The 23,772-nt window shown below is 45.6% G+C and carries 23 protein-coding genes; 13 read left to right on the top strand and 10 right to left on the bottom strand.

Annotated features, from left to right (window positions below):
* Nucleotides 1–42 precede the first annotated feature (42 nt).
* The 10 genes from CSUNSWCD_RS04165 to CSUNSWCD_RS04120 all read right to left on the bottom strand — a co-directional run bounded on the left by CSUNSWCD_RS04165 (nucleotide 43) and on the right by CSUNSWCD_RS04120 (nucleotide 10,465).
* Nucleotides 43–1,479, bottom strand: coding sequence for a Mur ligase family protein (locus CSUNSWCD_RS04165; protein ID WP_009494406.1), 1,437 nt, complete (start codon nucleotides 1,477–1,479; stop codon nucleotides 43–45).
* A gap of 276 nt (nucleotides 1,480–1,755) precedes the next feature.
* Nucleotides 1,756–2,913: an alpha/beta fold hydrolase gene (locus CSUNSWCD_RS04160; protein WP_009494404.1), complete on the bottom strand. Its 1,158-nt coding sequence runs from the start codon at nucleotides 2,911–2,913 to the stop codon at nucleotides 1,756–1,758.
* The gene (locus CSUNSWCD_RS04155) at nucleotides 2,913–3,143 is read right to left on the bottom strand and encodes a type II toxin-antitoxin system Phd/YefM family antitoxin (protein WP_002947827.1); all 231 of its coding nucleotides are present in this window, start codon (nucleotides 3,141–3,143) and stop codon (nucleotides 2,913–2,915) included. The genes CSUNSWCD_RS04160 and CSUNSWCD_RS04155 overlap by 1 nt, the downstream gene beginning before the upstream one ends.
* Before the next feature lie 409 nt (nucleotides 3,144–3,552).
* Nucleotides 3,553–4,587, bottom strand: coding sequence for a D-alanine--D-alanine ligase (locus CSUNSWCD_RS04150; RefSeq protein WP_009494403.1), 1,035 nt, complete (start codon nucleotides 4,585–4,587; stop codon nucleotides 3,553–3,555).
* Nucleotides 4,588–4,600: 13 nt separating this feature from the next.
* A complete protein-coding gene (gene ruvA, locus CSUNSWCD_RS04145; protein WP_009494402.1) occupies nucleotides 4,601–5,155 on the bottom strand; it encodes a Holliday junction branch migration protein RuvA in 555 nt (184 codons plus the stop codon).
* A 28-nt stretch (nucleotides 5,156–5,183) separates the two neighbouring features.
* Nucleotides 5,184–5,747, bottom strand: a complete 564-nt coding sequence (locus CSUNSWCD_RS04140; protein ID WP_009494401.1) for a hypothetical protein — start codon at nucleotides 5,745–5,747, stop codon at nucleotides 5,184–5,186.
* Complete coding sequence (locus tag CSUNSWCD_RS04135; protein ID WP_009494400.1) at nucleotides 5,744–6,676, bottom strand: MlaD family protein; 933 nt, start codon at nucleotides 6,674–6,676, stop codon at nucleotides 5,744–5,746. Before CSUNSWCD_RS04135 ends, CSUNSWCD_RS04140 begins: the two co-directional genes overlap by 4 nt.
* Complete coding sequence (locus CSUNSWCD_RS04130; protein ID WP_009494399.1) at nucleotides 6,666–7,409, bottom strand: ABC transporter ATP-binding protein; 744 nt, start codon at nucleotides 7,407–7,409, stop codon at nucleotides 6,666–6,668. The genes CSUNSWCD_RS04135 and CSUNSWCD_RS04130 overlap by 11 nt, the downstream gene beginning before the upstream one ends.
* Nucleotides 7,410–8,546 carry an MlaE family ABC transporter permease gene (locus CSUNSWCD_RS04125; RefSeq protein ID WP_009494398.1) on the bottom strand — a complete coding sequence of 379 codons (1,137 nt, stop codon included), beginning with the start codon at nucleotides 8,544–8,546 and terminating at the stop codon, nucleotides 7,410–7,412.
* A gap of 2 nt (nucleotides 8,547–8,548) precedes the next feature.
* On the bottom strand, nucleotides 8,549–10,465 hold the full coding sequence (locus CSUNSWCD_RS04120) for a flagellar assembly protein A (RefSeq protein ID WP_241091507.1): 1,917 nt from the start codon (nucleotides 10,463–10,465) through the stop codon (nucleotides 8,549–8,551).
* Between the two features lie 110 nt (nucleotides 10,466–10,575).
* On the opposite strand from CSUNSWCD_RS04120, the gene murJ reads away from it, so the two are divergent.
* The 13 genes from murJ to CSUNSWCD_RS04055 are packed head-to-tail and all read left to right on the top strand — an operon-like array spanning nucleotide 10,576 to nucleotide 23,612.
* Nucleotides 10,576–11,976, top strand: a complete 1,401-nt coding sequence (murJ, locus tag CSUNSWCD_RS04115; RefSeq protein WP_009494396.1) for a murein biosynthesis integral membrane protein MurJ — start codon at nucleotides 10,576–10,578, stop codon at nucleotides 11,974–11,976.
* The gene (gene cysS, locus CSUNSWCD_RS04110; RefSeq protein ID WP_009494395.1) at nucleotides 11,963–13,351 is read left to right on the top strand and encodes a cysteine--tRNA ligase; all 1,389 of its coding nucleotides are present in this window, start codon (nucleotides 11,963–11,965) and stop codon (nucleotides 13,349–13,351) included. Before murJ ends, cysS begins: the two co-directional genes overlap by 14 nt.
* Nucleotides 13,348–15,072: an ABC transporter ATP-binding protein gene (locus tag CSUNSWCD_RS04105; RefSeq protein WP_009494394.1), complete on the top strand. Its 1,725-nt coding sequence runs from the start codon at nucleotides 13,348–13,350 to the stop codon at nucleotides 15,070–15,072. The genes cysS and CSUNSWCD_RS04105 overlap by 4 nt, the downstream gene beginning before the upstream one ends.
* A 41-nt stretch (nucleotides 15,073–15,113) precedes the next feature.
* Nucleotides 15,114–16,187, top strand: coding sequence for a quinone-dependent dihydroorotate dehydrogenase (locus tag CSUNSWCD_RS04100; protein ID WP_009494393.1), 1,074 nt, complete (start codon nucleotides 15,114–15,116; stop codon nucleotides 16,185–16,187).
* 8 nt (nucleotides 16,188–16,195) lie between these two features.
* Nucleotides 16,196–17,449, top strand: a complete 1,254-nt coding sequence (locus tag CSUNSWCD_RS04095; RefSeq protein WP_009494392.1) for a M16 family metallopeptidase — start codon at nucleotides 16,196–16,198, stop codon at nucleotides 17,447–17,449.
* Between the two features lie 19 nt (nucleotides 17,450–17,468).
* On the top strand, nucleotides 17,469–18,338 hold the full coding sequence (gene dapA, locus CSUNSWCD_RS04090) for a 4-hydroxy-tetrahydrodipicolinate synthase (protein ID WP_390886443.1): 870 nt from the start codon (nucleotides 17,469–17,471) through the stop codon (nucleotides 18,336–18,338).
* Nucleotides 18,338–19,123, top strand: coding sequence for an enoyl-ACP reductase (locus CSUNSWCD_RS04085; protein WP_009494390.1), 786 nt, complete (start codon nucleotides 18,338–18,340; stop codon nucleotides 19,121–19,123). Before dapA ends, CSUNSWCD_RS04085 begins: the two co-directional genes overlap by 1 nt.
* Nucleotides 19,120–19,449: a hypothetical protein gene (locus CSUNSWCD_RS04080; protein ID WP_009494389.1), complete on the top strand. Its 330-nt coding sequence runs from the start codon at nucleotides 19,120–19,122 to the stop codon at nucleotides 19,447–19,449. Before CSUNSWCD_RS04085 ends, CSUNSWCD_RS04080 begins: the two co-directional genes overlap by 4 nt.
* Nucleotides 19,446–20,000, top strand: coding sequence for a CDP-diacylglycerol--glycerol-3-phosphate 3-phosphatidyltransferase (gene pgsA / locus CSUNSWCD_RS04075; RefSeq protein ID WP_009494388.1), 555 nt, complete (start codon nucleotides 19,446–19,448; stop codon nucleotides 19,998–20,000). The genes CSUNSWCD_RS04080 and pgsA overlap by 4 nt, the downstream gene beginning before the upstream one ends.
* 20 nt (nucleotides 20,001–20,020) lie before the next feature.
* Nucleotides 20,021–21,019, top strand: a complete 999-nt coding sequence (locus CSUNSWCD_RS04070; protein ID WP_390886442.1) for an AI-2E family transporter — start codon at nucleotides 20,021–20,023, stop codon at nucleotides 21,017–21,019.
* A gap of 21 nt (nucleotides 21,020–21,040) precedes the next feature.
* Nucleotides 21,041–22,153, top strand: coding sequence for an RIP metalloprotease RseP (gene rseP, locus CSUNSWCD_RS04065; protein ID WP_009494386.1), 1,113 nt, complete (start codon nucleotides 21,041–21,043; stop codon nucleotides 22,151–22,153).
* Nucleotides 22,150–22,785: a YggS family pyridoxal phosphate-dependent enzyme gene (locus CSUNSWCD_RS04060; RefSeq protein WP_009494385.1), complete on the top strand. Its 636-nt coding sequence runs from the start codon at nucleotides 22,150–22,152 to the stop codon at nucleotides 22,783–22,785. Before rseP ends, CSUNSWCD_RS04060 begins: the two co-directional genes overlap by 4 nt.
* A 53-nt stretch (nucleotides 22,786–22,838) precedes the next feature.
* Nucleotides 22,839–23,612 (top strand): hypothetical protein, encoded by a 774-nt coding sequence (locus CSUNSWCD_RS04055; RefSeq protein ID WP_009494384.1) that lies wholly within the window; start codon nucleotides 22,839–22,841, stop codon nucleotides 23,610–23,612.
* Nucleotides 23,613–23,772: the final 160 nt, after the last annotated feature.

The raw sequence follows: 23,772 nt of genomic DNA, 5'->3' as shown, positions 1-23,772 counted from the left end.
TATCAAATTTATCTCTATCGCCCAAAACCATCAAATTTACGCCTACATAAAGCTCGGAGCGTCGTTTGAAAAAAGGATCAGATCGCCGGCTCTAGTATTTTGCGCCATGGCTTCTTGCATTTTTGATTTGTCCTTGATAACGATGACTTTTGGCCTATTTAGGTGCTTTAGTAGCGCGACGGCGTTTAGCGAGCTTGTTAGCATGACGATATCAAAGGTCTTGTTGATGATTTTGCTTAGCTTTTCGTTCTCTTCGTCGCTGCTCTCCATGATGCCGGGCGTCACGAGCACCTTGCGCCCTTCGTAGCCGGCGACCAGCTCGTAGCTCGCGCTCATACCGTTAAAGTTCCCGTTAAAGCCGTCGTCGATGATGATTTTGCCACCAGCATCGATGCGCTCAAGTCTGTGCTCGACGTTTTTTAGACGCGCTAGAGCTGTGGCAATCCTTGCTTCGTCTAATCCCAAATATAGCGCGGTTTTGACGCAGACGGCTAGGTTTGCGGCGTTAAATTTGCCAAGCAGCGGCGAGTGAAATTCCCTCTCGCCAAGCTTAAATTTAACTCCGTCTAAGCTCGCCTCCACGCCGCTTAGATCTTTATCGTAAATTTCTATCTTTTCGCTCTCGTTTGCCTGCGTACTACTGTGTACAAAAGCCTTTTCTAGGCGCTTTGAACCAAGAGCCTCGAGCTTTGTAGCGCGGATATTTTCAAGCGTCTTAAAATACTCGATATGCTGCGCGCCGATCTCGCCGACTATGGCGATCTGCGGGTTCAAAAACTCCGTGATCTGTGCGATGTCGCCTTTTAAACGCGCGCCCGCCTCGGCGATATAGATCTGCGTACCGGCGGCAAGCTCGTTATTTACGTCTTGGATGAGGCCTGCTAGCGTGTTTACGCTACGAGGGGTTTTGCGGCAGGCGAAGTCGTTTTTGAGCAGCTCAAAGAGGAAATTTTTGATGCTGGTTTTGCCAAAACTCGCCGTTATCATGATGATTTTGAGCTCCGACATCGAGGCTAGCTTTTTGCGCGCGCTGTTTTCGTAGGCTTTAAATTTTGCCTTTTCCAGCAAAAAGCTAATCACAAAAGATACCACGAGCGGCAGGACGACGCCTAGATTTACGCGGTACTGCGTCGCGAAATAAACGCCGTAGCTAGTGATAACGGCGAGTGCTAAGATAACAAAAAATCGCTTGACTCTAGGTGTAAAAACCAGCTTTTTATCGAGCTTTTTATGCCAAAGAGCGAGGCTCGGTACCAGCGCAAAGTAAAAATAAATCCAGAAAAATCGCTCCGCCCCATAAAAAAGCACGATCGGCACGATGAGGAAAAATACGTGCCACAGCGGCCTGGTGAAGTGAAACAGCACGCGCTCAAACTTGTAGGAAAACCACTGAAGGCAGGTGATGAGATAAAATCCCAGCGCAAACGTAAATAAAATCTGCGTCGCGGCAAGGCTGATATTTATAAGGGTTTCGTTCATTTTTTCTCCTAGGTTCGCTTAAGCGGGCTTTTGTTCGCGCCCTTTTTTGCAAAATTTGGCGTTTTGCGGTTTGCTTTTGCAGGCTTAGCATAAATTTTGATATTTTTTTCTGTTAAATTTGAGAGCCAAATTTAGCCGCCCTGCTTTATCGGTGTCACAAAAATGCAAATTTATCAGCCGAAATTTTACAGATTTTGGGCTTAAATTTAGCTCGTAAATTTGATGCAGGCCTGCCAAACCCGCATAAATTTGATGCTGATATCGTAATCCAAGGCGCTAGCTTAAGTCAAACGTTTGCTGCACCGGCTTTTTTGGGATTTTTTGATCGCCCTGCTTATCTTTTGGCAAAATTTGATTTTGCTCGTCACTGTTTAAAACGTCGTTTTTAGGCTCAGGTTTGTCTTGCACGCTTTCTTGCTCGTCAAACAAATTTTCTTTAAAAATTTGACCGTTTTTAGGGCTTACATCGTCAAATTGCGGCTTTTGATCCACAAGGCCGCCGCTTTGTGGTTGCTCGTCAAAGAGGCTGTTTTGAGAGATGGTTTTAACGCTCGTCTCCAAATTCGCACGAGCAGGTTCGGCCAAATTTTGCTCGGTAGCATTTTTAAGATCGCCATTTTCGTCGGTGCTCCAGGTTTCCTCGCTCAAATTTTCACGGTTTTTCGGGCTTAAAATTTTTACGCTCTCGATCCCGCTTTCATCGTCCAAATCTGTCAAATTTAACCCCGCGTTCACGACGCCGTCGATGTAGCGCGCGTGAAGTAAAAAGAAAAAATGATCACCCTTTAGTGCGTGAAATTCGCTGTTTTTGATAAGGCGACTTACGCGTTCGCCGCTTTTTAGAGGCGTGGCCTTGTCCTCTTCACCCCAAAATATAAACGCCTTACCGCCAAAGTCTGCAAATTTAGAGCTAAAGTCCTCGTCAACGACGTTTTTTAGCGTCTCGTACATCGTTTTGCTCATGCCTTTTACGTCTTTTGTGGCGAAAAATTTGTATAAAAATCCAAGGCCAAATAGTTTTAAAAACTTAAACAAAGCGATCTTAAATCGCACCCAAAGCGGCTTTTTAGCTACGATGCCTGCCGAGCTTAAAAGTGCGAGATATTGGGGGTTTAGCAGGGTTGCGACCTTACCGCCGAAGCTATGTCCGAAGATGATTTTAGGATTCGCGCCAAGCTCGTCCAAAAATGATTTCATGATTTTTGCGTAGTCTTTTGTTGCTAGCGCGCCGTGCATACTGCTCGCGCCAAAGCCCGGCATATCGACGTAAACGTGCCGAAAGTCCTTAAAATACGCGCCGAAAGCCTTTTTCATGATCTCTTTGTTTGCGCCCCAGCCGTGCAAAAATAGCGCAACGTCCTTGTTTGCGGGATTTATGGTTTCGTAGCTAATGCGGTAAATTTTGCCGCCGTATTTTATCTCTTTGACTGCCATTATTCGCCGCTTCCGGCTCGTTTTTTAGCCTCATATATACTTTGGAGCACCTCGACGGCCTCGCATAGGCGCTCGTATTCGCCCATATTTAGCAGCACGGCTTCAAATTTATTATTTTTAACGATCACGGCGCGCTTCATCTGCGCCTTGCCGACCTTGCCTAAAACGGCGCTGAAATTTCGCACCACTTCGGTAGCCGTGTAAATTTCATCTTTGCTAAAAGTAGTCATTTCTGCTCTTTACGTAAAATTTTGTGTAAAATATAGCATATTATCTTTAAATTCAAATTAAAATATAATAGCGCATTATGTTCTTTAAAATTTATTTTAGAGCGTTTTATATTTTTGAAGTGAAATTTGCGAGTATATCAAAGACGAGGTGGTAAAATTTGATGAAAATAGCCGCTTCATCAAATAATAAAGCGAGTTAAATTTGGCCTAAATTGGCGATTTTGCAATATAAAATGTTGAAAAATAAGCCGCGATTTTACCCGGCAAGCGCCATAATCGCTAAATTTCAAAACTACCGACCAAATTTATTAGCGATACGATAAAGCGTAAAAATTTAAAAAGCCGCCCAAAACAATCCGTTTAAGGCGGAAAACAAATGTCAAATTTATGAAATTCAGCCGCAAAAAATTTACAACTTGCCTTTTGCCGACGTTATGGAGTTAATAAATTTGTAGTCGATATTTATCTCGCGTTCTTTTGGCAAGCTTGCGGCGAGGCGACCTAGCGTCCCCTCAAAGTCGTCAAATAGATAATTGGCCATACTGCCTGGGTTTGGATTTATCTCGTTTAGATAGACTTCGCCGTTTACCTCGAAAAAGTCGCAGCGTATCAGCGCCCCGTCAAAGCCGCAGTTGTAGATGCGCTCAAAGCTTTGTTTTAGCTTGGTGGCTAGCTCTGCGCTGATGTCGGCCTCGCGCGCCCTGCTCTCGTTTGAAAAGCTCATATACTTTTGCTCGTAGTCTAGAAATTCCTTCTTTTTGGGCTCTTCGATTATGGAAAATTTGATCTCGCCGTCCGCCTTGCAGCCCGCTAGATTGTACTCCTTTACGCCCTCGATAAATGGCTCTACCAGGATCTCCTTGTCAAACTCATACGCCACATCTAGGCCGTATTCTAGCTCGCCGGCGTCTTTTATCACGCTTACTCCGATCGAGCTTCCCAGTCGGAGCGGCTTTAGGATCACGGGCAGTGGCAGACTAGGCGCCTTTATTCTGCTTACAACCTCATAGTTTAGGGTTTTTACGCCCGCTTTTTGTGCGAGTAGTTTGGTTAGCTCCTTATTGTAACTTAGCGCGCTAGCTTCCACGCGAGGGCCGATGTAACTAAGGCCGTAAAACTCGAGTAGCGCAGCGATCTTGCCGTCCTCGCCGTCCATGCCGTGGACTAAATTTATAAACACGTCCGCCTCGATCTTCTTCTCGCCGAGCAGCCCGCCCGCGAAAAATCCGCCCTGTTTTAGAGTGAGCTTTTTGGCGTTTTTATACTTGCCCGAGCTAAAGAAATTCGCCTTCATATCGGCGCCGTTTATCAGGTAAAATTCTCTAAATTTATCGCAAAATATAAACAAAGGCTCGTTTTTTAGCACCTTTTTTAGGGCTATGGCGCTCACGATACTGATCTCGTGTTCGTAGCTTTTTGCACCGAATATCACAGCAAATTTCATATCTTTTCCTTTTTTATGCTAGTTTTTTTAGAGCTTGTTTGATGAGTTCGCCCGTATTTTGCGCGTCGCACTCGCTAAGCACCTTGGTTATCTTTTCTCTTTTAAAGCCAAGACTCTCCAGAGCTAAGATCGCTTCGTGCTGATGGCTAGGCAGATTTTCATCCATCGTCATCTTTGCGTCGCTAAGCTCGGCGATGATGCGTCTAGCAGTCTTTGCGCCGATGCCTGGCACTGTTTGCAGCGCCGTAGCGTCTCCGCTTTTAACCGCGTTTAAAAATGCGTTGGGATTTAGGCTCGAGCACACCGCCATCGCAGTCGCCGCGCCGATACCGCTTAGTTTTATCAGCGTCTCAAACATCTTTTGTTCGTTACTATCTAAAAATCCGTAAAGCAAGTCCGCATCCTCGCGGATGATCTGCGTGATGTTTAGCTCCACGCTCTGGCCTCGCTCGAGTTTCGCCGAGCAAAAAAGCGAGATCGCCACGCCGTAGCTCACGCCGCCGGCCGTCTTTAAGATGAGATTTGCGGGCTCTTTTTTGGTTATGACGCCCTCGATCGCTTTTATCATCGTTTTCCTTTAAAATTTGCGATTATCTCTAAAATTTGATTAATTCTTGCAAAAATTTATCCGTAACCTCGCTAAAGGCGGCGTTTAGCGCCTTCATCGCGATTTCGCCCTCGTCCGCGCCTGCGTCTTTTTGCGAGCTTAGCACGATGCTTTTTAGCTCTTTGCCATCTTTAAAAAAGCTAAACATCATCGAAATTTGCGCCTTTTGGTCTTTGATTTGAAGCGTGAGTAAATTTGACTTTACGTTAATGTCCGCGTTTTTAAAAGAGGGCTTAAACGCGCACTGATCGCTCGCGGCTATGATCAAATTTCGCCTCGTCATCTCGCTTGGGAGCGCTAAAAATTTGATATTTTTTAGCGGACGGATCTCGCCGTTTGCGTCTACCTTTAGGACTTCACGGCTCTCATACGCACCAAAAACCCGCACCTCCTCGATAAAAACCGTTTTTTCGGGCTTGTTTTCGCACTCTTTAAATTTATCCTCCGTGCTGCCTAGCATAAAATAATTCGTCCTGGGCGCAGGCTTTGCCAAAACGCTACAACCGCTAAAAAACAGTGCCGCCAGAGCTAAAACCGTGCTTAAAATTTTCATTTTTCGTCCTTTTTCTGCGTGTCTTTAAAGAAAAAATCATACGGATCGTCCTCGAGTCTAAAAAGGGTGTTTCTAAAATCCGAAATGAGCTTTTGAAAGCTTAGCAGCGTCCTTTCCGTCTCGTCGCCAATCGTATTTAGCGCGTCTTTTACGTCATATTCGCCGCTTTTTATCTTTTCTGCTATCGCGGTTTGTAGATTTTTGAGCGCTTGCGCGGCGTCCGTGGCCTTGGTCGTAAATGCATTTACAAACTCAAGCGTGCCCGAGGCGTTTTTTAGCGCTTTTTTTAGCTCGTTTAGCGTCAAATTTGCATTAGACAAAACCTCGTTTGCGTTTGCGATAGTCGCGTTTATATCGAGATTTCCAGCATTTATCTTTTTCGCGGCTTCATCAACCGAAACTAGGATAGACGAAAATTTAGCCGCGTTTTCGTCGCTTAAAAATTTATTGATATTTTTAAATGTTGACTCTAAATTTTGCGTTAAATACTCTGCCCTATTGCCTATTTTGTCAAAAAAACTCGCTTCAAGTCCGATGTAGGCCTTTTTGTTTTTATCAAAGAGCGGGCTATCCATGCTACCGCGCGAGATATTTAGATAGCCGATACCCGTGATGCCCTGTATCTCCGCAGACGCCGTGCTATCGGTTCTTATCGGTATATCTTTTCTCACGGAGAGCTCAAGCTCGATGAGGGCTTCTTTTTCGTCGGCAAAGCGAATATCCTTGACCGTGCCCGCATCTACGCCGATAAATTTGACCGTGGAGTCTTTTTTGATACCGCTTGGCAAGCTTGTGGTTTTGATGAAATACGACCTATAATCATCTGCCTTTTTTCCGTATCCGCCCATCCACCATGCCGTGACGCCAAGAGCGCTCACGACAAACACGAAAAAGAGACCTATCAAAGTATAATTTATTTTATTTCCCACCGTTTTTCCTTGTTTTTAAAAGCTCTTCGAGCGGATTTTCGGGCATTTGCATCAGCTGCTCAAACGTCCCCTCGAAGGCTATCTTTTTATCTTGAAGTATCAAAAATCTATCCAAAATCATGCAAATACTGTCTATATCGTGCGTTACCATCACGACCGTGACGCCAAGCGTATCTCGCAGCTCGACCACTAACTCGTCAAAGGCGCGCGCGCTGCTTGGATCAAGGCCCGAGTTTGGCTCGTCTAAAAACAAAATTTTAGGACTTAGCACTAGAGCCCTAGCCATCGCCACGCGCTTTTTCATACCGCCACTTAGCTCGCTTGGGTATTGCAGCGCGACGTTTTCGCTAAGGCCTACTTTTTGTAGCCAAAACATCGCTATCTCGCGCATCGAACGCTCGCTCATACCGCTATACTCTTTTAGCAGGATGTAGATGTTTTCTAGCACGTTCATCGAGGTATAAAGCGCACCAAACTGAAACATCACGCTGCAAGCTAGCTTCATTTCCTGCCTAGCCGCTTCGTCTAGCGACCACAGATCGCGCCCCAGCATCTCGACCTTGCCGGCGCTTGGTTCCTTTAGATATATCATCGTTTTCATCAGCGTCGATTTGCCCGTGCCGCTACCGCCGAGCAGCCCGTAAATTTCAGCCTCGTTTACGTGGAAATTTAGTCCGTCGTGAATCACTCGGTCTCCAAATTTCGTCGTTAAATCAGTCGCTTTTATTATCATTTATATGCCTAGCTGCGTGAAAATAATCGAAAACAGCGCGTCGACCATGATCACGCCAAATATCGCATTTACAACGCTCACGGTCGTATATGTGCCCACGCTTTGGGTGTTTCCGCTGATCTGAAAGCCTCTCATGCAGCCGATAAACGCGATCACGACGCCAAAAAACGGAGCCTTAAAAAGCCCGACGTAAAGATGCTTTATATCCACCTCTTGGCCAAATCTCGCCAGATAGCTATCAAAGCTGATGTTTAGGTAGTTTTCCATTACGACCATCTCGCCTAGTATCCCCGCCACGTCGGCTAAAAACACGATAAGCGGCATAGCTACGATAAGAGCGATCACGCGAGGCAAAACTAGAAATTTAAACGGATCAAAGCCCATCGTTTTCATCGCATCGATCTCTTCGGTGATTTTCATAACGCCGATTTGCGCAGTAAAGCTTGACGCCAGGCGCCCGGCAACGATGATGGCGGCGATGAGCGGAGCTATCTCGCGCAGGGTCAAAAGCCCCATCATTTCAACGATTATTATCGTAGCGCCGAAACGCTCAAGCAAGCTCGAGCCCTGATATGCTAGCACGATACCGATGAGAAAAGAGGTGAGGCACACGATAAAAACGGACTTTATGCCCGCATCTTCAAAATAAGCCAAAATTTCCTTCGCGCGGATATTTTTTAACATAAATATCTTGCTAAATTTGACCAAAAACTCGCCTATGAAATTTAAAAACGCGCAAAATCCCGCAAAAAACGCGGTCAAATTTTTGCCGATTTGAGAGAATGGATTTCCGTGCGGTTTGGAGTTTATGATCTGCTTTATTTTGGGATTTACTTCGCTATTTATCGAATCAAAAATCTTTTGCGCGTGGGGAGTTAAATTTACGAGCTCGTACTCTTTGCTGGCATTTAAAAAGGTATTTTTAAAAAACAGTGCCGCTGCGTAATCAAGCTCTTTTACCTCTTTAAAATTTAAAACGATTTTGTTAAATTTCTTTGAGCCGATAAGCGCGGCCGTTTGGGTCCAAATTTGAGCCGGTAGCTTGTAGTTCCAGTCGTTTTTTAGATTTATAGTTAGCTTGTCGCTACTTTGCTCGCACTTGTAAAATTCGCTTTCAAATTTTAAAAAAAGAGGCAAATTTAGGCCTTTCTGACGTTGTTGTTTTTCTTAACTACGTAGTCTATATCGCCATCCTCGGTCTCGACCTTGGCTATCGTTATGACTCGAGCGATTTCGTTTTCGCGGGTGCTGTACGTGATGTCGCGAGCAGGATCGACGAGCCTAAATTTTATCTCGTTAAATTCGCGCCAATTGCTGTGATTTATCACTTTTGAGCTAAATATTCCGTCTTGAATATTGGCTATCTCGCTTTTTAGCTCGGCGATCGCGGCTTTTTTTTCGCGAAATTCCTTTAAAAGCGCGTTATACTCGTGTACCAGCTGCTGATACTCTTTTAGTTTTTTCATAAATGTTACTGGCGGAGTGTTGTTAGTGCTTTTTAGCTCCTCGATTTTAGCTTTTATGACGTTTATCGGGCCTTTGTTTTCCTCGATAACGCATCTTTTAGACTCCAAAGTGCGCGGCATTTTTACGATCTGCTCTCTGATGGTTTTTATCTTTGCCATGCGCTCGTTTATCTGTTCGCCCGTGTTTTTTATCATACTAAAATCGACTAAAATTTTATTATTTACGCCCTTTAGTTTTTTTATTTCTAACGTGTCGGCGATTATGATGTTTGAGTTTGATACGAGCGTGTCTATGATGACGCTTTCGGCGATTATCTCTCCGCCGATCGCCGATTTTATCACGACTTTTTTAGCTTTTACTTTGCCGCCTTCTAGCCTATCTATCTCGACGTATTCTCCGTCAAAGCTACCGATATGTACGGCTATTTTCGCATCTTTTGCTTCAATGAGAGCTTTAGCGTGGGTTTGTCCGCCGATTACTACTTTATTTGCTTTCACCACCGCATTTGCGGCTACGTTTCCTTCTATATTTATCTCGTTTGCTTCGACCGTCATTCCGGTACCTATGGCATCTTTTGTTAGATCCTTTTCTTTTACGTTTAAAGTTACGTTTGTATCAAGCCCAGTATCTACCGAGCCGGTAGTCTTAAACGAAATTTCATTTACGTCAAGCTCGTCTTTAATATCAAAAACGCCCTTTTCTTCCTGTACGTAACCGGATTTTTTTGAAAAGAATTTTATTCCTTCCTCATCTTCTTTTGAGTAAATATTTTCTGTATGTTCTGGCATTTTTGCTATAGTAGCTTTGGCTTTTTGAGTAGGCAAAAGTTTTCCTCGCACATCACGGCCGTTTGCGCCTTCTCTTAGTTTCACGTATTCAAATATCAATTCATTTTCGGTTACGCCCAATAAATAGCCCCTATTTGAATAGTCGATCTTGTCGTTTTCGTCAGTGGATTTATTTTTATTTTTATAGTGAAACACTAGCGCATCATCCGCCGACGGATTTACGTTTACGCCTGCAGTTACGACAAAGGAGTAGTCTTTGTCGATAAATTCTTTTACTCTTAAAACCGAATAAATTTTAGCGACCTCTTCTAGCATCGTTTTGTTTCTGATGCCAACCAGGATGCCTACTTTTATCAGCTTTTTGTAGATAAAATTTATCAGCTTTTTGTCAAATTCTTTAAAATAAACCGTGTCGGCGTTTTGCGAAACGGTGGCTAAAATTTTAGTTAAATTTTTATTCGCATTTATGGCGACATTAGGCAAAGGCGTTGGTTTTACCTGCCTCGTGTCGTAAAATTTAACCAGATAGTTTTGTTTTATGCTTTCTACTTTTTCTACAAAAAATTTATCGTCGTCAAAGATATTTAGTTTTTCCGCAGGGACTTGGCGAGGTTGGCTCTCGCCCACCACCTTGCACTCGGTTTTGATTTCCATGATATCAAAATCTATAAATTTGCTATCGACGCCGAAGTGTTTTGCTAAATTTAATATCTCGCCGTACGGATTGGCGGTCTCGACCTCCGTCTCGGCTAGGAAGTTTTGCTGCGCATTTTGGTTTTCTGGCACGTGATACTCTCGCAATTTTTTGATTTTTAGTCGATTATCTCTAAAATTTCATTAAAAACTCTTGATTTTACGTCTTTTAAAACTAAATTTGTCTATCATTGCGCTAAAAATTTACTAGGATTTTCGTGTTTATCAAGGGCTTTTTTTCAAATAGCATCGGCATCATGGTTTCGCGAGTTTTAGGGCTTGTGCGCGACTTGCTCACGGCTTCTACTTTAGGTGCGGGCATTTACAGCGATATATTTTTCATCGCGTTTAAGATACCAAATTTATTGCGCCGTATCTTTGGCGAGGGGGCATTTGCCAACGCTTTTTTGCCAAATTTTACGAAATCAAACAAAAAATCGCTCTTTAGCGCCGAGATTTTTCTTAAATTTCTAGCCTTTATCGGCATTCTCACACTTTTGGTAAATTTATTCGCCCCGTTTTTTACCGCCGTTATTGCCACCGGTTTAGCGCCTAACGACATAAACGAAGCCGTCCCGCTCGTAAAAATCAACTTTTACTACCTGGCCCTCATCTTTGCCGTTACTTTTTTAGCCTCGCTTTTGCAGTACCGAGGACACTTTGCGACGACGGCATTTTCGACCGCTTTGCTAAATTTAGCTATGATCGGCTCTTTGATTTTGGCTCGCGGACAAGAGCCTAAAATCGTGGCTTATTATCTGAGTTTCGGCGTCGTTGTAGGCGGTATTTTGCAGCTCATAGCGCACCTTATCGCTCTTAAATTTAATGGAATCTCAAAGCTATTTTTTGGCGGCTTAGTTAAATTTGCCCGCGGCAAAAGGGCCGATACGAGGGGCTTTTTTAGCAACTTTTTCCACGGCCTAGTGGGATCGTCCGCGATGCAGCTAAGCTCGTTTATGGATACGTGGCTAGCATCGTTTTTGGCAGCTGGCTCGATCAGCTATCTTTTTTACGCCAACCGCATTTTTCAGCTGCCTTTAGCGATATTTGCGATCGCGCTTTCGACGGCGCTTTTTCCTAAAATCACGCGCCAGATCAAGGCCGGCAACGAAGCCGAAGCTCTAAAATGGATGCGAAAAAGCTTTGAAATTTTATATTTTCTGCTTTTTGCGGCGGCTATCGGCGGCATTATTTTAGCAGGTCCTATCATCAAGCTGCTTTTTGAGCGCGGAAGCTTTACGGCATCCGATACGGCAGCGACCGCAAGCGTTTTGGCCGCTTATATGATCGGGCTTTTGCCTTTTGGGCTTGCTAAACTTTTCTCGCTTTGGCTTTATGCGCATTTACAGCAAAAGCTAGCCTCTAAAATAGCCGTTATAACGCTCGTTTTTAACCTCGTTTTAGCAGTCGCGCTGATGCAAATTTACGGTGCGTTCGGACTAGCGCTTGCTAGCTCGCTAGGCGGGTTTTTGACGCTAGCTTTAAACGTCAAATTTTTTGGGATAAGGAAATTTTTAGCTATAATTGAGCCTAAAAAAATAACGCTTTTAAGCGCGGTTTTGGTTTTAGAAGCAGTGATTTTGATATTTTTAAGGAAATTTTTAGATGCAAATTTTTGATAGCGTAAAGAGAAAAAAAGTAGAATTTGAGCCTGTAAAAAGCGACTTTGTGCGCATTTACGTCTGCGGGCCGACGGTTTATGACGATGCGCATTTAGGACACGCCAAAAGCGCGATTAGCTTTGATTTGCTTAGACGCACGTTAAGCGAGCTTGGATACAAGGTCAAATTCGTGCGAAACTACACCGACATCGACGATAAAATTTTAAAGAAAATGAGTGAGAGCGGCGAGAGTTTAGAAGCGATCACGGATAGATACATCGCAAGCTATGAGCGCGATATGAGCGCACTTAACGTGCTTGAGCCAGACGTCAAGCCAAAAGCGACGCAGACGCTAAAAGAGATGATAGAGTACATCGAAATTTTGCTAAAAAACGGCTTTGCTTATGGGATCGCGGGCGACGGCATATACTTTGACACCGCAAAAGACGCGCAGTATCTGAGCCTGAGCGGTAAATTTGACACCGAGGCAAATGTCGCTCGCGTGGCTAGTAGCGACGAAAAAAAGGACGAAAAAGACTTCGTGCTGTGGAAATTTGACGAGAAATGGTACGAAAGCCCGTTTGGCCGCGGTCGCCCAGGCTGGCACACCGAGTGCGTCGCGATGATAAAAAAGCACCTATCTAGCGGCGAAAAATTTGAAATCGATATCCACGCGGGCGGGCTTGATTTGCTCTTTCCTCATCACGAAAACGAGGCTGCGCAGTGCCGCTGTGCCGAGCATAAAAGCCTGGCTAAATACTGGCTTCACAACGGCTTTATCCAAGTAAATAACGAAAAAATGAGCAAGAGCCTGGGAAATAGCTTTTTCGTTAAAGATGCGCTAGAGCGAAATTTGGGCGAGGCGGTGAGATTTTATCTGATTTCTAGCCACTACAGAGCGAATTTTAACTTTAGCGAAGACGATCTAAGCGCGGCAAAAAAGCGCCTGGATAAAATTTACCGTCTAAAAAAACGAGTTTTGGGCGCGGCGGCAAATTTGAGCGCAAACGATAAATTTAAGAGCGAATTTATGTCCGCGATGGGGGACGATCTAAACACCTCAAAAGCCCTTGCTAGCGTAGACGAGTTTGTCCGCAGCGCAAACGACGAACTGGACGCAAATCCTAAAGACAAAGCCAAAAAAGGCGAGGTCGCGGCAAATTTGGAGCTGATAGCGCGAGTGCTAGGCATCTTGCAGGTGGACGTATTTGAGTATTTTCAGTTTGGCGTGAGCGACGAAAAACGAGCCTATATCGAGGATCTGATAAATCAAAGAAATGAAGCCAAAAAAGCAAAAAACTACGAGCTATCCGATAAAATCCGCGATATGCTATCCGCAAACGGCATCAGCCTCATGGATACTCCAAACGGCTGCATGTGGGAAAAGATATGAAGCAGATGAGCCTAAAAGAGGTCTTGCGGCGGTTTGCGCCCTATTTTAGGGATTATATTTCGTATTTTATCATCGCGATTGCGGGCATGCTGATGGCTAGCGGCGGTACGGCCGCGTCGGCGTGGGTGATCGAGCCTGTGTTAAATAAAATTTTCATCGAAAAAAACAAAGACCTGCTTTATCTTTTGCCCTACGCCATCATAGCGATTTACTTTTTAAAGGGGCTTGGGACGTTTTTGCAGGCCTATTTTACCGCGTACATCGGGCAGGATATCGTGAGGAGATTTCGCGAAAAGCTGCTAAAAAACCTGCTAAATTTGGATATGAAGTTTTTTAACGACTACCGTACGGGCGAGCTAATCAGCCGAAATATCAACGACATCGACCGCATCAGAAGTATCGTTAGCTCCATGATCCCAGAGCTCATCCGCGAGGCTATCACGATCGTCGGGTTACTTTGCGTCGTGCTTTATCAGAGCTTGCAGCTTGCGTTTTTTGCGCTAGTTATCATGCCTGCAGCCGTATATCCGCTCTCAAGACTCGCAAAAAAGATGAAAAAAATCTCCCGCGCCTCGCAGGAAAAGACCTCCGACATCAGCTCGAAGCTGAGCGAAATTTTTACCAACATCGAAATCATCAAAGCAAACAACGCGCAGGAGTTTGAGCACGCCAAATTTACCGACGAAAACGCAAAATTTTTCAAGCTAAATTTAAAAAGCGTAAAAGTAAACGAGATGGTAAGCCCGATGATGGAAATTTTTGGCTCCGTGGGCGTCGCGGCGGTCGTCATTATCGGCGGCAAAGAGGTCATAGACGGAAATTTGACGATGGGAAGCTTCTTTTCGTTTCTAACCGCGCTTTTCATGCTTTATACGCCTATTAAACGCATTTCAGGCCTTTATAACAAAATGCAAGACGCCGTGGTCGCGGCCGAGAGAACCTTTGAGCTACTTGATAAAGAGCCTCAAATTTTAAGCGGCGACAAACCGGTGCCGTCTGAAATAAATTTGATAAATTTTAAAGACGTCAGGCTAAATTACGACGATAAAGAGGTGCTAAAAGGCATAAATCTAAGCGCGAGCAAATCCCAAACCGTAGCACTCGTGGGTAGTAGCGGCGGCGGAAAAAGCTCGGTCGTAAACCTGCTCATGAGATTTTACGACGCAAACGGCGGAGCGATCGAGATAAACGGCGAAAATATCAAAAATTTCGATCTAGGTTCGCTTAGGCAAAATATCGGCCTAGTTACCCAGCGCGTCTATATCTTTAACGACACGGTCGCAAACAACGTCGCCTACGGCCGCGAATACGACGAGGCCAAGGTCGAGCTCGCGCTAAAAACCGCAAACGCTTATGATTTCGTGTCAAATTTGCCCCAGGGCGCTCAGACCGTTTTAAATGAATTTGGCACCAATCTCTCAGGCGGCCAGCGCCAGCGTATCGCCATCGCCCGCGCGCTCTACGACGATCCGCAGATTTTGATATTTGACGAGGCTACGAGCGCCCTGGATAACGAAAGCGAACAGCAAATAACCAAAGCCATCGCGAATTTACAAAAAGAAAAGATAATATTTATCATCGCGCACCGCCTAAGCACGGTGCAAAATGCCGATAAAATCGCCGTTATCAGCGGCGGAAAAGTGGTTGGTTTTGATACTGACGAGGCGCTTAGCAAGAGCTGCGAAATTTACGCGAAACTAAAAGGCGAAGCCCTTGTTTAAGCCTAAATTTGATAAAATCGCTCAAAATTTAAGGATAAAATTTGAATTACGAAACGCTAAAATCCATATTTTTTAAATTTGACCCCGAAACCGCTCACAAAATCGTAGAAAAAACGCTAAGTATCTCAGACTGCGTATTTCCGGGACTTTATAGCATCGTCGCCAAAAACTGCGTCGTCACGGACGCGGCTCTTTCGCAAAATTTGCTAGGAACTAGCTTTTTAAACCCAGTTGGAATCGCCGGTGGCTTTGATAAAAATGCCACCATGCTGCGTCCGCTGGCAGCGCTCGGGTTTGGGCACGTGGAGTTTGGCACCGTGACGCCAAAACCGCAAGAGGGCAACGCAAAACCTCGCCTTTTTCGCTTAATCGAAGAAGAGAGTATACAAAACGCGATGGGCTTTAACAACGAAGGCGCAGACGCTCTGAACGCACGCGTCGGCAAGCTCTATCCGTTTGCGATACCGCTTTTTGCCAACATCGGCAAAAATAAAATCACGCCAAATGAAGAAGCGATCAAGGACTACGAAATTTTAGTCGCCAAATTTAACGAAATTTGCGACTGCTTCGTCATCAACGTCTCCTCGCCAAACACCCCGAACCTACGCGAACTGCAAGAAGATAGCTTTATAAAAGACCTCTTTGCGCGCCTTACGCCGATCGCAAAAAAACCGATAATCTTTAAAATCGCGCCCGATATGGACGACGACAAAGCCGTGCAGATCTGCAAAACGGCCGTAGAATGCGGCGCAAAAGGCGTCATCGTAAATAATACGAGTGTGGATTATTCGCTATCAAAGTCGCCAAATTTACAAAATTTCGGCGGACTAAGCGGCAAGGTCATCACCAAACGCTCTCGCGAGCTTTTTAGTGCGGTAGCTAGCGAGCTTTACGGCAAGACGGTTTTGATCGCAAGCGGCGGCATAGACAGCGCCGAGGAGGCATACGCGCGCATAAAATCAGGCGCAAATTTGGTTCAAATTTACACATCCTTCATCTTTAAGGGTCCAAACATCGCAAAACAGATAAACGAAGGTATTTTAAAGCTTTTAAAAGAGGATAATTTCGCCTCAATTAGCGAAGCGGTGGGCTGCGATATAAAAAACAAAATTTAAGGAAATTTATGCTTATAAAATACTCCAAAACAAAGCTCAAAAACGGCTTTGAGATCTATCACATCCCCGCTAGCAAGGGTTCTAGCGTCATCAGCGTGGACGTGTTTTACCGCGTGGGCTCGCGAAACGAAACCATGGGCAAAAGCGGCATCGCGCACATGCTAGAGCACCTAAATTTTAAATCCACCAAAAATATGAAAGCGGGCGAATTTGACGAGATCGTAAAGGGATTTGGCGGCGTAAACAACGCTAGCACGGGCTTTGATTATACGCACTATTTCGTCAAATGCTCAAAGGGTAACCTAGACGAGGCGCTTAGGCTCTACGCCGATATAATGGAAAATTTGAGTCTAAAAGATAAAGAATTCCAGCCCGAGCGCGACGTCGTGACCGAGGAGCGCAGATGGCGCACGGACAACTCTCCGATCGGCTTTTTGTACTTTACGCTCTTTAACGTCGCTTTTAGTTATCACCCGTATCACTGGACACCGATCGGCTTTATCGGCGACATCAGAAACTGGACGATAGATGATATAAAAGAATTTCACGAGACGTACTATCAGCCGCAAAATGCAATGCTTCTAATCAGCGGCGACATAGATAAAAAAAGCGCGTTTGAGCTAGGTAAAAAGCACTTTGAAAATATAAAAAACAAAAAACCGCTACCAAAACTCCACTGCATCGAGCCTGGGCAAAACGGCGCAAAAAGGGCTGAAATTTACAAGGACAGCGAAGTAGAGATGCTGGCGCTTGCCTTTAAGATCCCGCCGTTTAATCACGAGGATCAGCCGCGTCTGGGCGCGCTAGCCGAGTATCTAGGCAGCGGGCAAAGCTCTGTTTTGCAGCGCGTTTTGATAGATGAAAAATGCCTCGTAAACAGCGTGGACGTCTATAATATGAGCAACATCGACGAGAGCTTGCTCATCGTACTAGCCGTTTGTAATCCTGGCGTCAAGGCCGAGGCCGTAGAGGAAGAGATCTGGCGAGTGCTAGAAAACGCCAAAACCCAAAAAATAGACGAAGACGAGATAACCAAGATAAAAAATAGCTTAAAAAGCGATCTTATTTACTCGCTAGATAGCGCGTCGAAGGTTGCAAATTTATACGGCAGTTATCTAGTTAGAGGCGATATAAAGCCGCTTTTTGAGCTGCCGGAAAAAACAGCCGCGCTAAAACCTACCGATCTAAACGAAATCTGCAAAAAATACGCAAGAAAAGAAAAATCCACGACGATCATCCTAAGAAAGGAAAAAAGTGAATAAAAAAGCAATAACGGGCGCTATGACGGCGCTGATTACGCCTTTTAAAGACGGCAAATTAGACGAAATCGGTTATGAAAAATTAATCAAAAGACAAATAGCAAACGGCATCGACGCAGTCGTACCAGTCGGCACCACAGGCGAGAGTGCGACGCTAACGCACGACGAGCATAGAATCTGCATAGAAATCGCCGTAAATACCTGCAAAAACACCGGCGTAAAAGTACTCGCGGGCGCTGGCAGTAACGCCACTCACGAGGCGGTAGGTTTAGCAAAATTTGCTCAAGATCACGGTGCAGACGGTATCCTCTCGGTAGCGCCATACTACAACAAACCGACGCAAGAAGGCCTATACCGCCACTACAAAGCAATCGCCTCAAGCGTCGAAATCCCGGTGCTACTCTATAACGTCCCGGGCCGCGTGGGCGTAGATATCCAGCCGTGCACGGTTTTTAGGCTGTTTAAAGAGTGCGAGAACGTTTACGGCATAAAAGAGGCCACTGGTAGCATCGAGCGCTGCGTCGATCTACTCGCGCACGAGCCCGGCCTATCCGTCATCAGCGGCGAGGACGCGATAAATTACCCTATCCTCTCAAATGGCGGCAGGGGCGTGATCTCGGTCACGGCAAATTTGCTCCCGGACGAGATCTCAAATTTGACCCACTTTGCGCTAAAAGGCGAATTTGCGCGCGCAAAAGCCATAAACGACGATCTTTATGCGGTAAATAAAATAATGTTTTGCGAGAGCAATCCGATCCCGGTCAAGGCCGCTATGTACATCGCTGGGCTCATATCAAGCCTAGAGTACCGCTTGCCGCTTTGCGAGCCGAGCGCTGAAAATCTCAAAAAAATCGAACAAACCATAAAACAATATAACATAAAAGGATTTTAATGAACTGCGAAAACGAATTTAAAGGCAAAACTCTAGTAATCAGCGGCGGAACGCGCGGTATCGGACGCGCCATCGTGGAGGAATTCGCCGCAAAGGGCGTAAACATCGCCTTTACATATAACTCAAACGAAGAGCTAGCCAAGACCCAAGCCGCCGAGCTCGAGGCGACGTACGGCATAAAAGCCAGAGCCTACGCACTAAATATACTAGAGCCCGAGACCTACAAAGATCTATTTTTAGAGATCGACGCAGACTTCGACCGCATCGATTTTTTCATCTCAAACGCTATCATCTCGGGTCGTTCGGTCGCAGGCGGATATACGAAATTTATGAAACTTCGCCCTCGCGGTATTAATAATATTTTCACGGCAACCGTAAACGCATTCGTAGTCGGCGCGCAAGAAGCGGCAAAACGCATGGAAAAAACGGGCGGCGGCAGTATCATCTCGCTTTCATCTACAGGTAATCTCGTCTACATCGAAAACTACGCAGGCCATGGCACTGCAAAAGCTGCAGTAGAAGCTATGGCGCGCTATGCGGCAACCGAGCTTGGCGAAAAAAATATCCGCGTAAACGTCGTTAGCGGCGGTCCAATCGAGACGGACGCGTTGCGAGCCTTCACCAACTATGAGGAAGTACGCGACAAAACAGCCGAGCTAAGCCCGCTAAATCGCATGGGGCAGCCGACCGACATAGCAGGTGCGTGTTTGTTTCTGTGCAGCTCAAAAGCCAGCTGGGTTACGGGCCACACCTTCATCATCGACGGCGGTACTACATTTAAATGAAAAAAGCAAATTTAGCCTACGCGCCTTTGCCGCCTGCTCGCATTTTGGGCAAATTCGGCGTTATAAATTTAACGCGCTTACAGGCTAAATTTGATGAAAATTTAAAATTTACAAGCAAATTTTGCGGTGTGGACGGCTCTTTTAAATTTAATCCAAATTTGCCAAATTTGCTCAAATTTGACGAAGAGCCGAGCAAATTTAACCAAAACGCGAATAAGAAATGGGCAAAGTCGAGCCAAAACAAGGCAAGCGATTTTTCCGCCGACTCCCGCACTGCGCCGTCAAATTTTAAACCCCGAAATCCAAAAGAAAGAAAAAATAAATGAGCCTAAATTTACCAAACGCCCTAGCCTTCCTGCGCGTATTTCTCGCACCCCTGATGTTTTGGCTGCTACTTAGCGCAAATTCCTTCTCAGGCGTGCATATTAGCTGGATGAACTACTTTGCCGCGCTTGTATTCGTGATCGCTAGCGTCACGGATTTTTTTGACGGATTTATCGCGCGCGCATGGGATCAAAAAACCAAACTAGGAGCCGTGATCGACCCGCTTGCGGATAAAATGCTAACGCTTGGCGCGTTTTTAGGACTCATGATGATAGACCGCGCGAGCCCATGGGCCGTGTATCTCATCCTCGTTCGCGAGTTTTTTATCACGGGATTTCGCGTTGTGATGGCGGGCGAAGGCGTAGAGGTCGCCGCATCGATGGCAGGCAAAATTAAAACTGTCTGCCAGATGGTCGCGATCGGCTTTTTAACCATGCAGTGGCCTTTTGGCGAGTTTTTGCTCTGGCTTAGCGTCGCGCTGACGCTGTATTCGGGCTTTGAGTACGTAAACGCTTATGTAAGGCACGTTAAAAATCAAGCCAAAAAGGCGTAAATTTGAGAACAGGAAACGCCATAATCTATCTAGCTAGCTTCGTCGTTGTAGCAGCCGGACTAAAGGCCGCTAGCGTCGTAGTGCTGCCCTTTTTGATGGCGGTTTTTATCGCTATCGTGGCGACGCCCGCGATAAATGCGCTAAAAAAGCTCAAATTTCCGCGCGTTTTAGCTTTTGTGCTAGTTACCGCGGTCGTGTTTTTATTGCTTGGATTTATCGCAAACACCGTGTTAAAGACCATTAACGGGCTAGTTAGCTATATGCCCGAGCTTCAGAGCAAATTTAAAACCCTAGCCGACCACTATCACCATATACTAGCTAGCCGCGGCCTCATCGACCCAAACAGCGTCTCCGCGCCCGCAGACTTTGATATCAATAAACTTTTTGCCGTGCTGGGCGGGTTTTTAAGAAGTGGCACGGAGCTTGCCTCAAAGAGCTTTTTTGTCTTTTTACTCGTTACTTTTATGCTTTTTGAGGTGCAGGTATTTTCTCAAAAAGTCGAGTATTTTGCGAGTAAAAATCCGCAAACAAATCAGATCGTAGATACGTTTATATCAAATCTCAAGCGCTATCTCGCGATCAAGTCCGCAGCATCTTTTGCGACGGGCGTTTTTATATTTATCGGGCTAAATTTCATCGGCGTTCCTTACGCGCCGCTTTGGGGGATTTTGGCTTTCGTGCTAAATTTTGTCCCAACGATCGGCTCTATCATCGCGGCCGTTCCAGCGCTTTTGGTGGCGCTTTTGCTAAACGACGCGGCGGATTGCGCTTGGACTGCAGCACTGTATGTGGTCGTAAATGTCGTCATCGGCAACTTTATCGAGCCTAAATTTCTTGGCAAAGGCCTTGGTATCAGCACGCTTGTAGTACTTTTGAGCCTACTTTTTTGGGGATTTTTGTTCGGCATCGGCGGTATGTTTTTAGCCGTACCGCTTACGATGAGCCTAAAGATCGCGCTTGACGCAAACCCGAGCACGAAATTTATCGCCGTTTTACTCAGCGATAAACTCGAGCGGTAAAATCAAATTTAAAGGTAAATTTTGAAAAGCATTATCTTTGTGGCGGCGTTGCTAGCCGTCGGCATTTATACGTATTCTTGGCACTTTTTGATCACGGTTTTGGTGATTTCGTTTCTTATATTTTTCCATGAGCTGGGCCACTTTCTCGCCGCTCGCATGCTAAAAGTGGGCGTTTTAAAATTTAGCGTGGGCTTTGGCCAGAGCGTCTACTCAAAAACCATCGGCGGCACCGAGTACGCCATCAGCGCGATACCGCTTGGCGGCTACGTTAGTCTAAAAGGACAAGAGGACGCAAAGCCCAGCCTAAAAAACGAGGACGCCGACAGCTACACGAGACTTAGCCCGCTAGGACGCATTTTCATCCTTTTTGCCGGACCGTTTTTTAACTTTGCCTTGGCGTTTTTTATCTTTATCGCGCTCGGACACATCGGCGTAGAAAGGCTAGCGCCGACTGTGGGCAAGGTGCTGGAAAACTCGGCTGCGGCGAATGCCGGACTGCAAAAGGGCGATAAAATTTTAAACATAAACGGCATCAAAATCAGCGAATGGGACGAGATAAGCAAAAACGTAAATTTAACCTCCACCGCGATCACGCTCGAGCGCGCAGGCGAAATAAAAACGATAAATTTGACGCCTAAAATCGGGCAAAGCATGACGATATTTGGCGAAAAGATAGAAAAACCGCTCATCGGCATTTCGCCCTCAGGCGAGGCCGTCACGATACGAAACACCGGCTTTAGCTCGCTCAAATTTGCGCTTGTTGAGACCGTAAACGCCTCAAAGCTTATATTTACGGGGCTTGAAAAGCTGATAGTGGGCGTCGTGCCGCTAAAAGAGATGGGCGGCATCATCCAGATCACTGACATCACCTCAAAAGCCGCTGGTATCGGCCTCTCAACACTACTCATCATCGCCGCGCTCATCTCCGTAAATTTAGGCGTGCTAAACCTGCTGCCTATCCCAGCGCTTGACGGCGGTCATATATTTTTCAACCTTTACGAGCTCGTTTTCCGCCGCGAGATGAACGAAAAAGTCTATATCGGCCTCACCTACTGCGGCTGGGCGTTCTTGCTCTGCCTGATGGCATTTGCGACCTTTAACGACGTGATGCGCCTGAGCGGAGCGGGACAATGAAACTCGCGCAAATTTTAGAACGCATCGAAAACGCACGTACCGGCGAGCCTGTAAAACTAATCGCCGTGAGCAAAAACGTAACTACCAAAGAGGTTTTGGAGCTTTTTGAACAGGGACAAACGAGCTTTGGCGAAAACCGCGTACAAGAGCTCAAAAACAAGAGAGAAATTTTGTCAAATTTACCGATAGAGTGGCACTTTATCGGGCGACTTCAAAGTAACAAAATAAACCACCTGTTAGCGCTCAAGCCCGCGCTTTGGCAAAGCTGCGAGAGCGTAGAGGCCGCGCTTGCGGTGGATAAGAGGCTTGACCATGAGCTACCTTGCCTGCTGCAAATAAACTCCGCGCGCGAAGATAGCAAACAAGGCATCTCGCCCGAGGCCGCCGAGGCTGCGTTTTTACAAATCGCGCAGGAGTGCAAATTTTTAAAACCAGTCGGTGTGATGAGTATCGGCGCGCACGTAGAGGACGAGAAGGTCGTAAAAAAAAGCTTTGAGACGACGCGTAAAATTTACGAAAATCTGCAACCTCGCGGCGCGCAAATTTGCTCGATGGGCATGAGCGGCGACTTTGAGTTAGCTATAAAATGCGGCTCGAATATGATTCGTTTGGGGTCGATTTTGTACGCGTAAGTCGGCCGCGATCTTTGTAAATTTAGAAAAAATCTACCAAAAAAGGAGCCAAAATGGGCTACGACGTAAGCTATCATCCGATCAACGAAAGCGAGATAAAGCAGTGGTATTTTGACGCATTAAAAAGCGCGCGAGAGGGCGACTGGTCGGTCGCACAAAGGCTTTCAAAAGAGTACGGCATAGAGGATTTTTACGCGCAAAAATACATCGATACCCTAAAGGTCGCGCTTGAAACCAAAGATGACGAGAGTTTTTCTACGGGACACGGCTACATACTCGCCGCCGTGCAGGGATTTTTTAGAAAATACTTCTACACGCGCGGCACGGCGTTTAGCTTTTTGGCGGACGAACACGGCGAATTTAAGCGGTATCTAAGCGATATAAGCGGCATCATACCACCCGAGATAAAAGCTAAATTTACGGGCGAATTTGACGGAAACTACTCGTCTGGCGCATTTATAAGCGCGGCAAATTTGGCCAAATTTTGGCAGGACTACAATGCCGATAAAAATATAAAACAAAAAGTAGATGACTTTTACGCGCAAAATTTGCCTGCGTTTTTGAGCGCGGTCAAATTTAGCGTAGAAAACGGCTACGGGCTATTTGAGGCTACCGACGTCATCATGCCAAACCCGTTCGATCTAAACAAGTCCGAGTGCTACTCAAATCTTTTTAATTGCGACCCCGAAGGCGCATTTATCTACGCCGATACGGCGGCACAGCAGATAAGCGAAGCGATGAAGCTGAATAAAAAGAAAGATGAAAGCGATAAAAACGAGAGCTCAGGCGGCTTTTTCGGCGCTATAAAGAATTTTTTTGGGAAGTGAAGCCGCGAGCTTTACTTCCGTGTCCTTTTTCAAAACTCCGCTTTAACACAAATTTCATCTATCTATTTTGATAATTAAAAAACTCAAAATTTATTACTTAATACGCATAAAAATACAAAAGCTTCACGCCTAAAGTTCCATATTTTGTAGCTGATATTTC

Source organism: Campylobacter showae CSUNSWCD (genome assembly GCF_000313615.1).
Classification (GTDB): Bacteria; Campylobacterota; Campylobacteria; order Campylobacterales; family Campylobacteraceae; genus Campylobacter_A; species Campylobacter_A showae_A.
The sequence above is the reverse complement of the archived record's forward strand: the minus strand, read 5'-3'. Positions and strand labels throughout refer to the sequence as shown.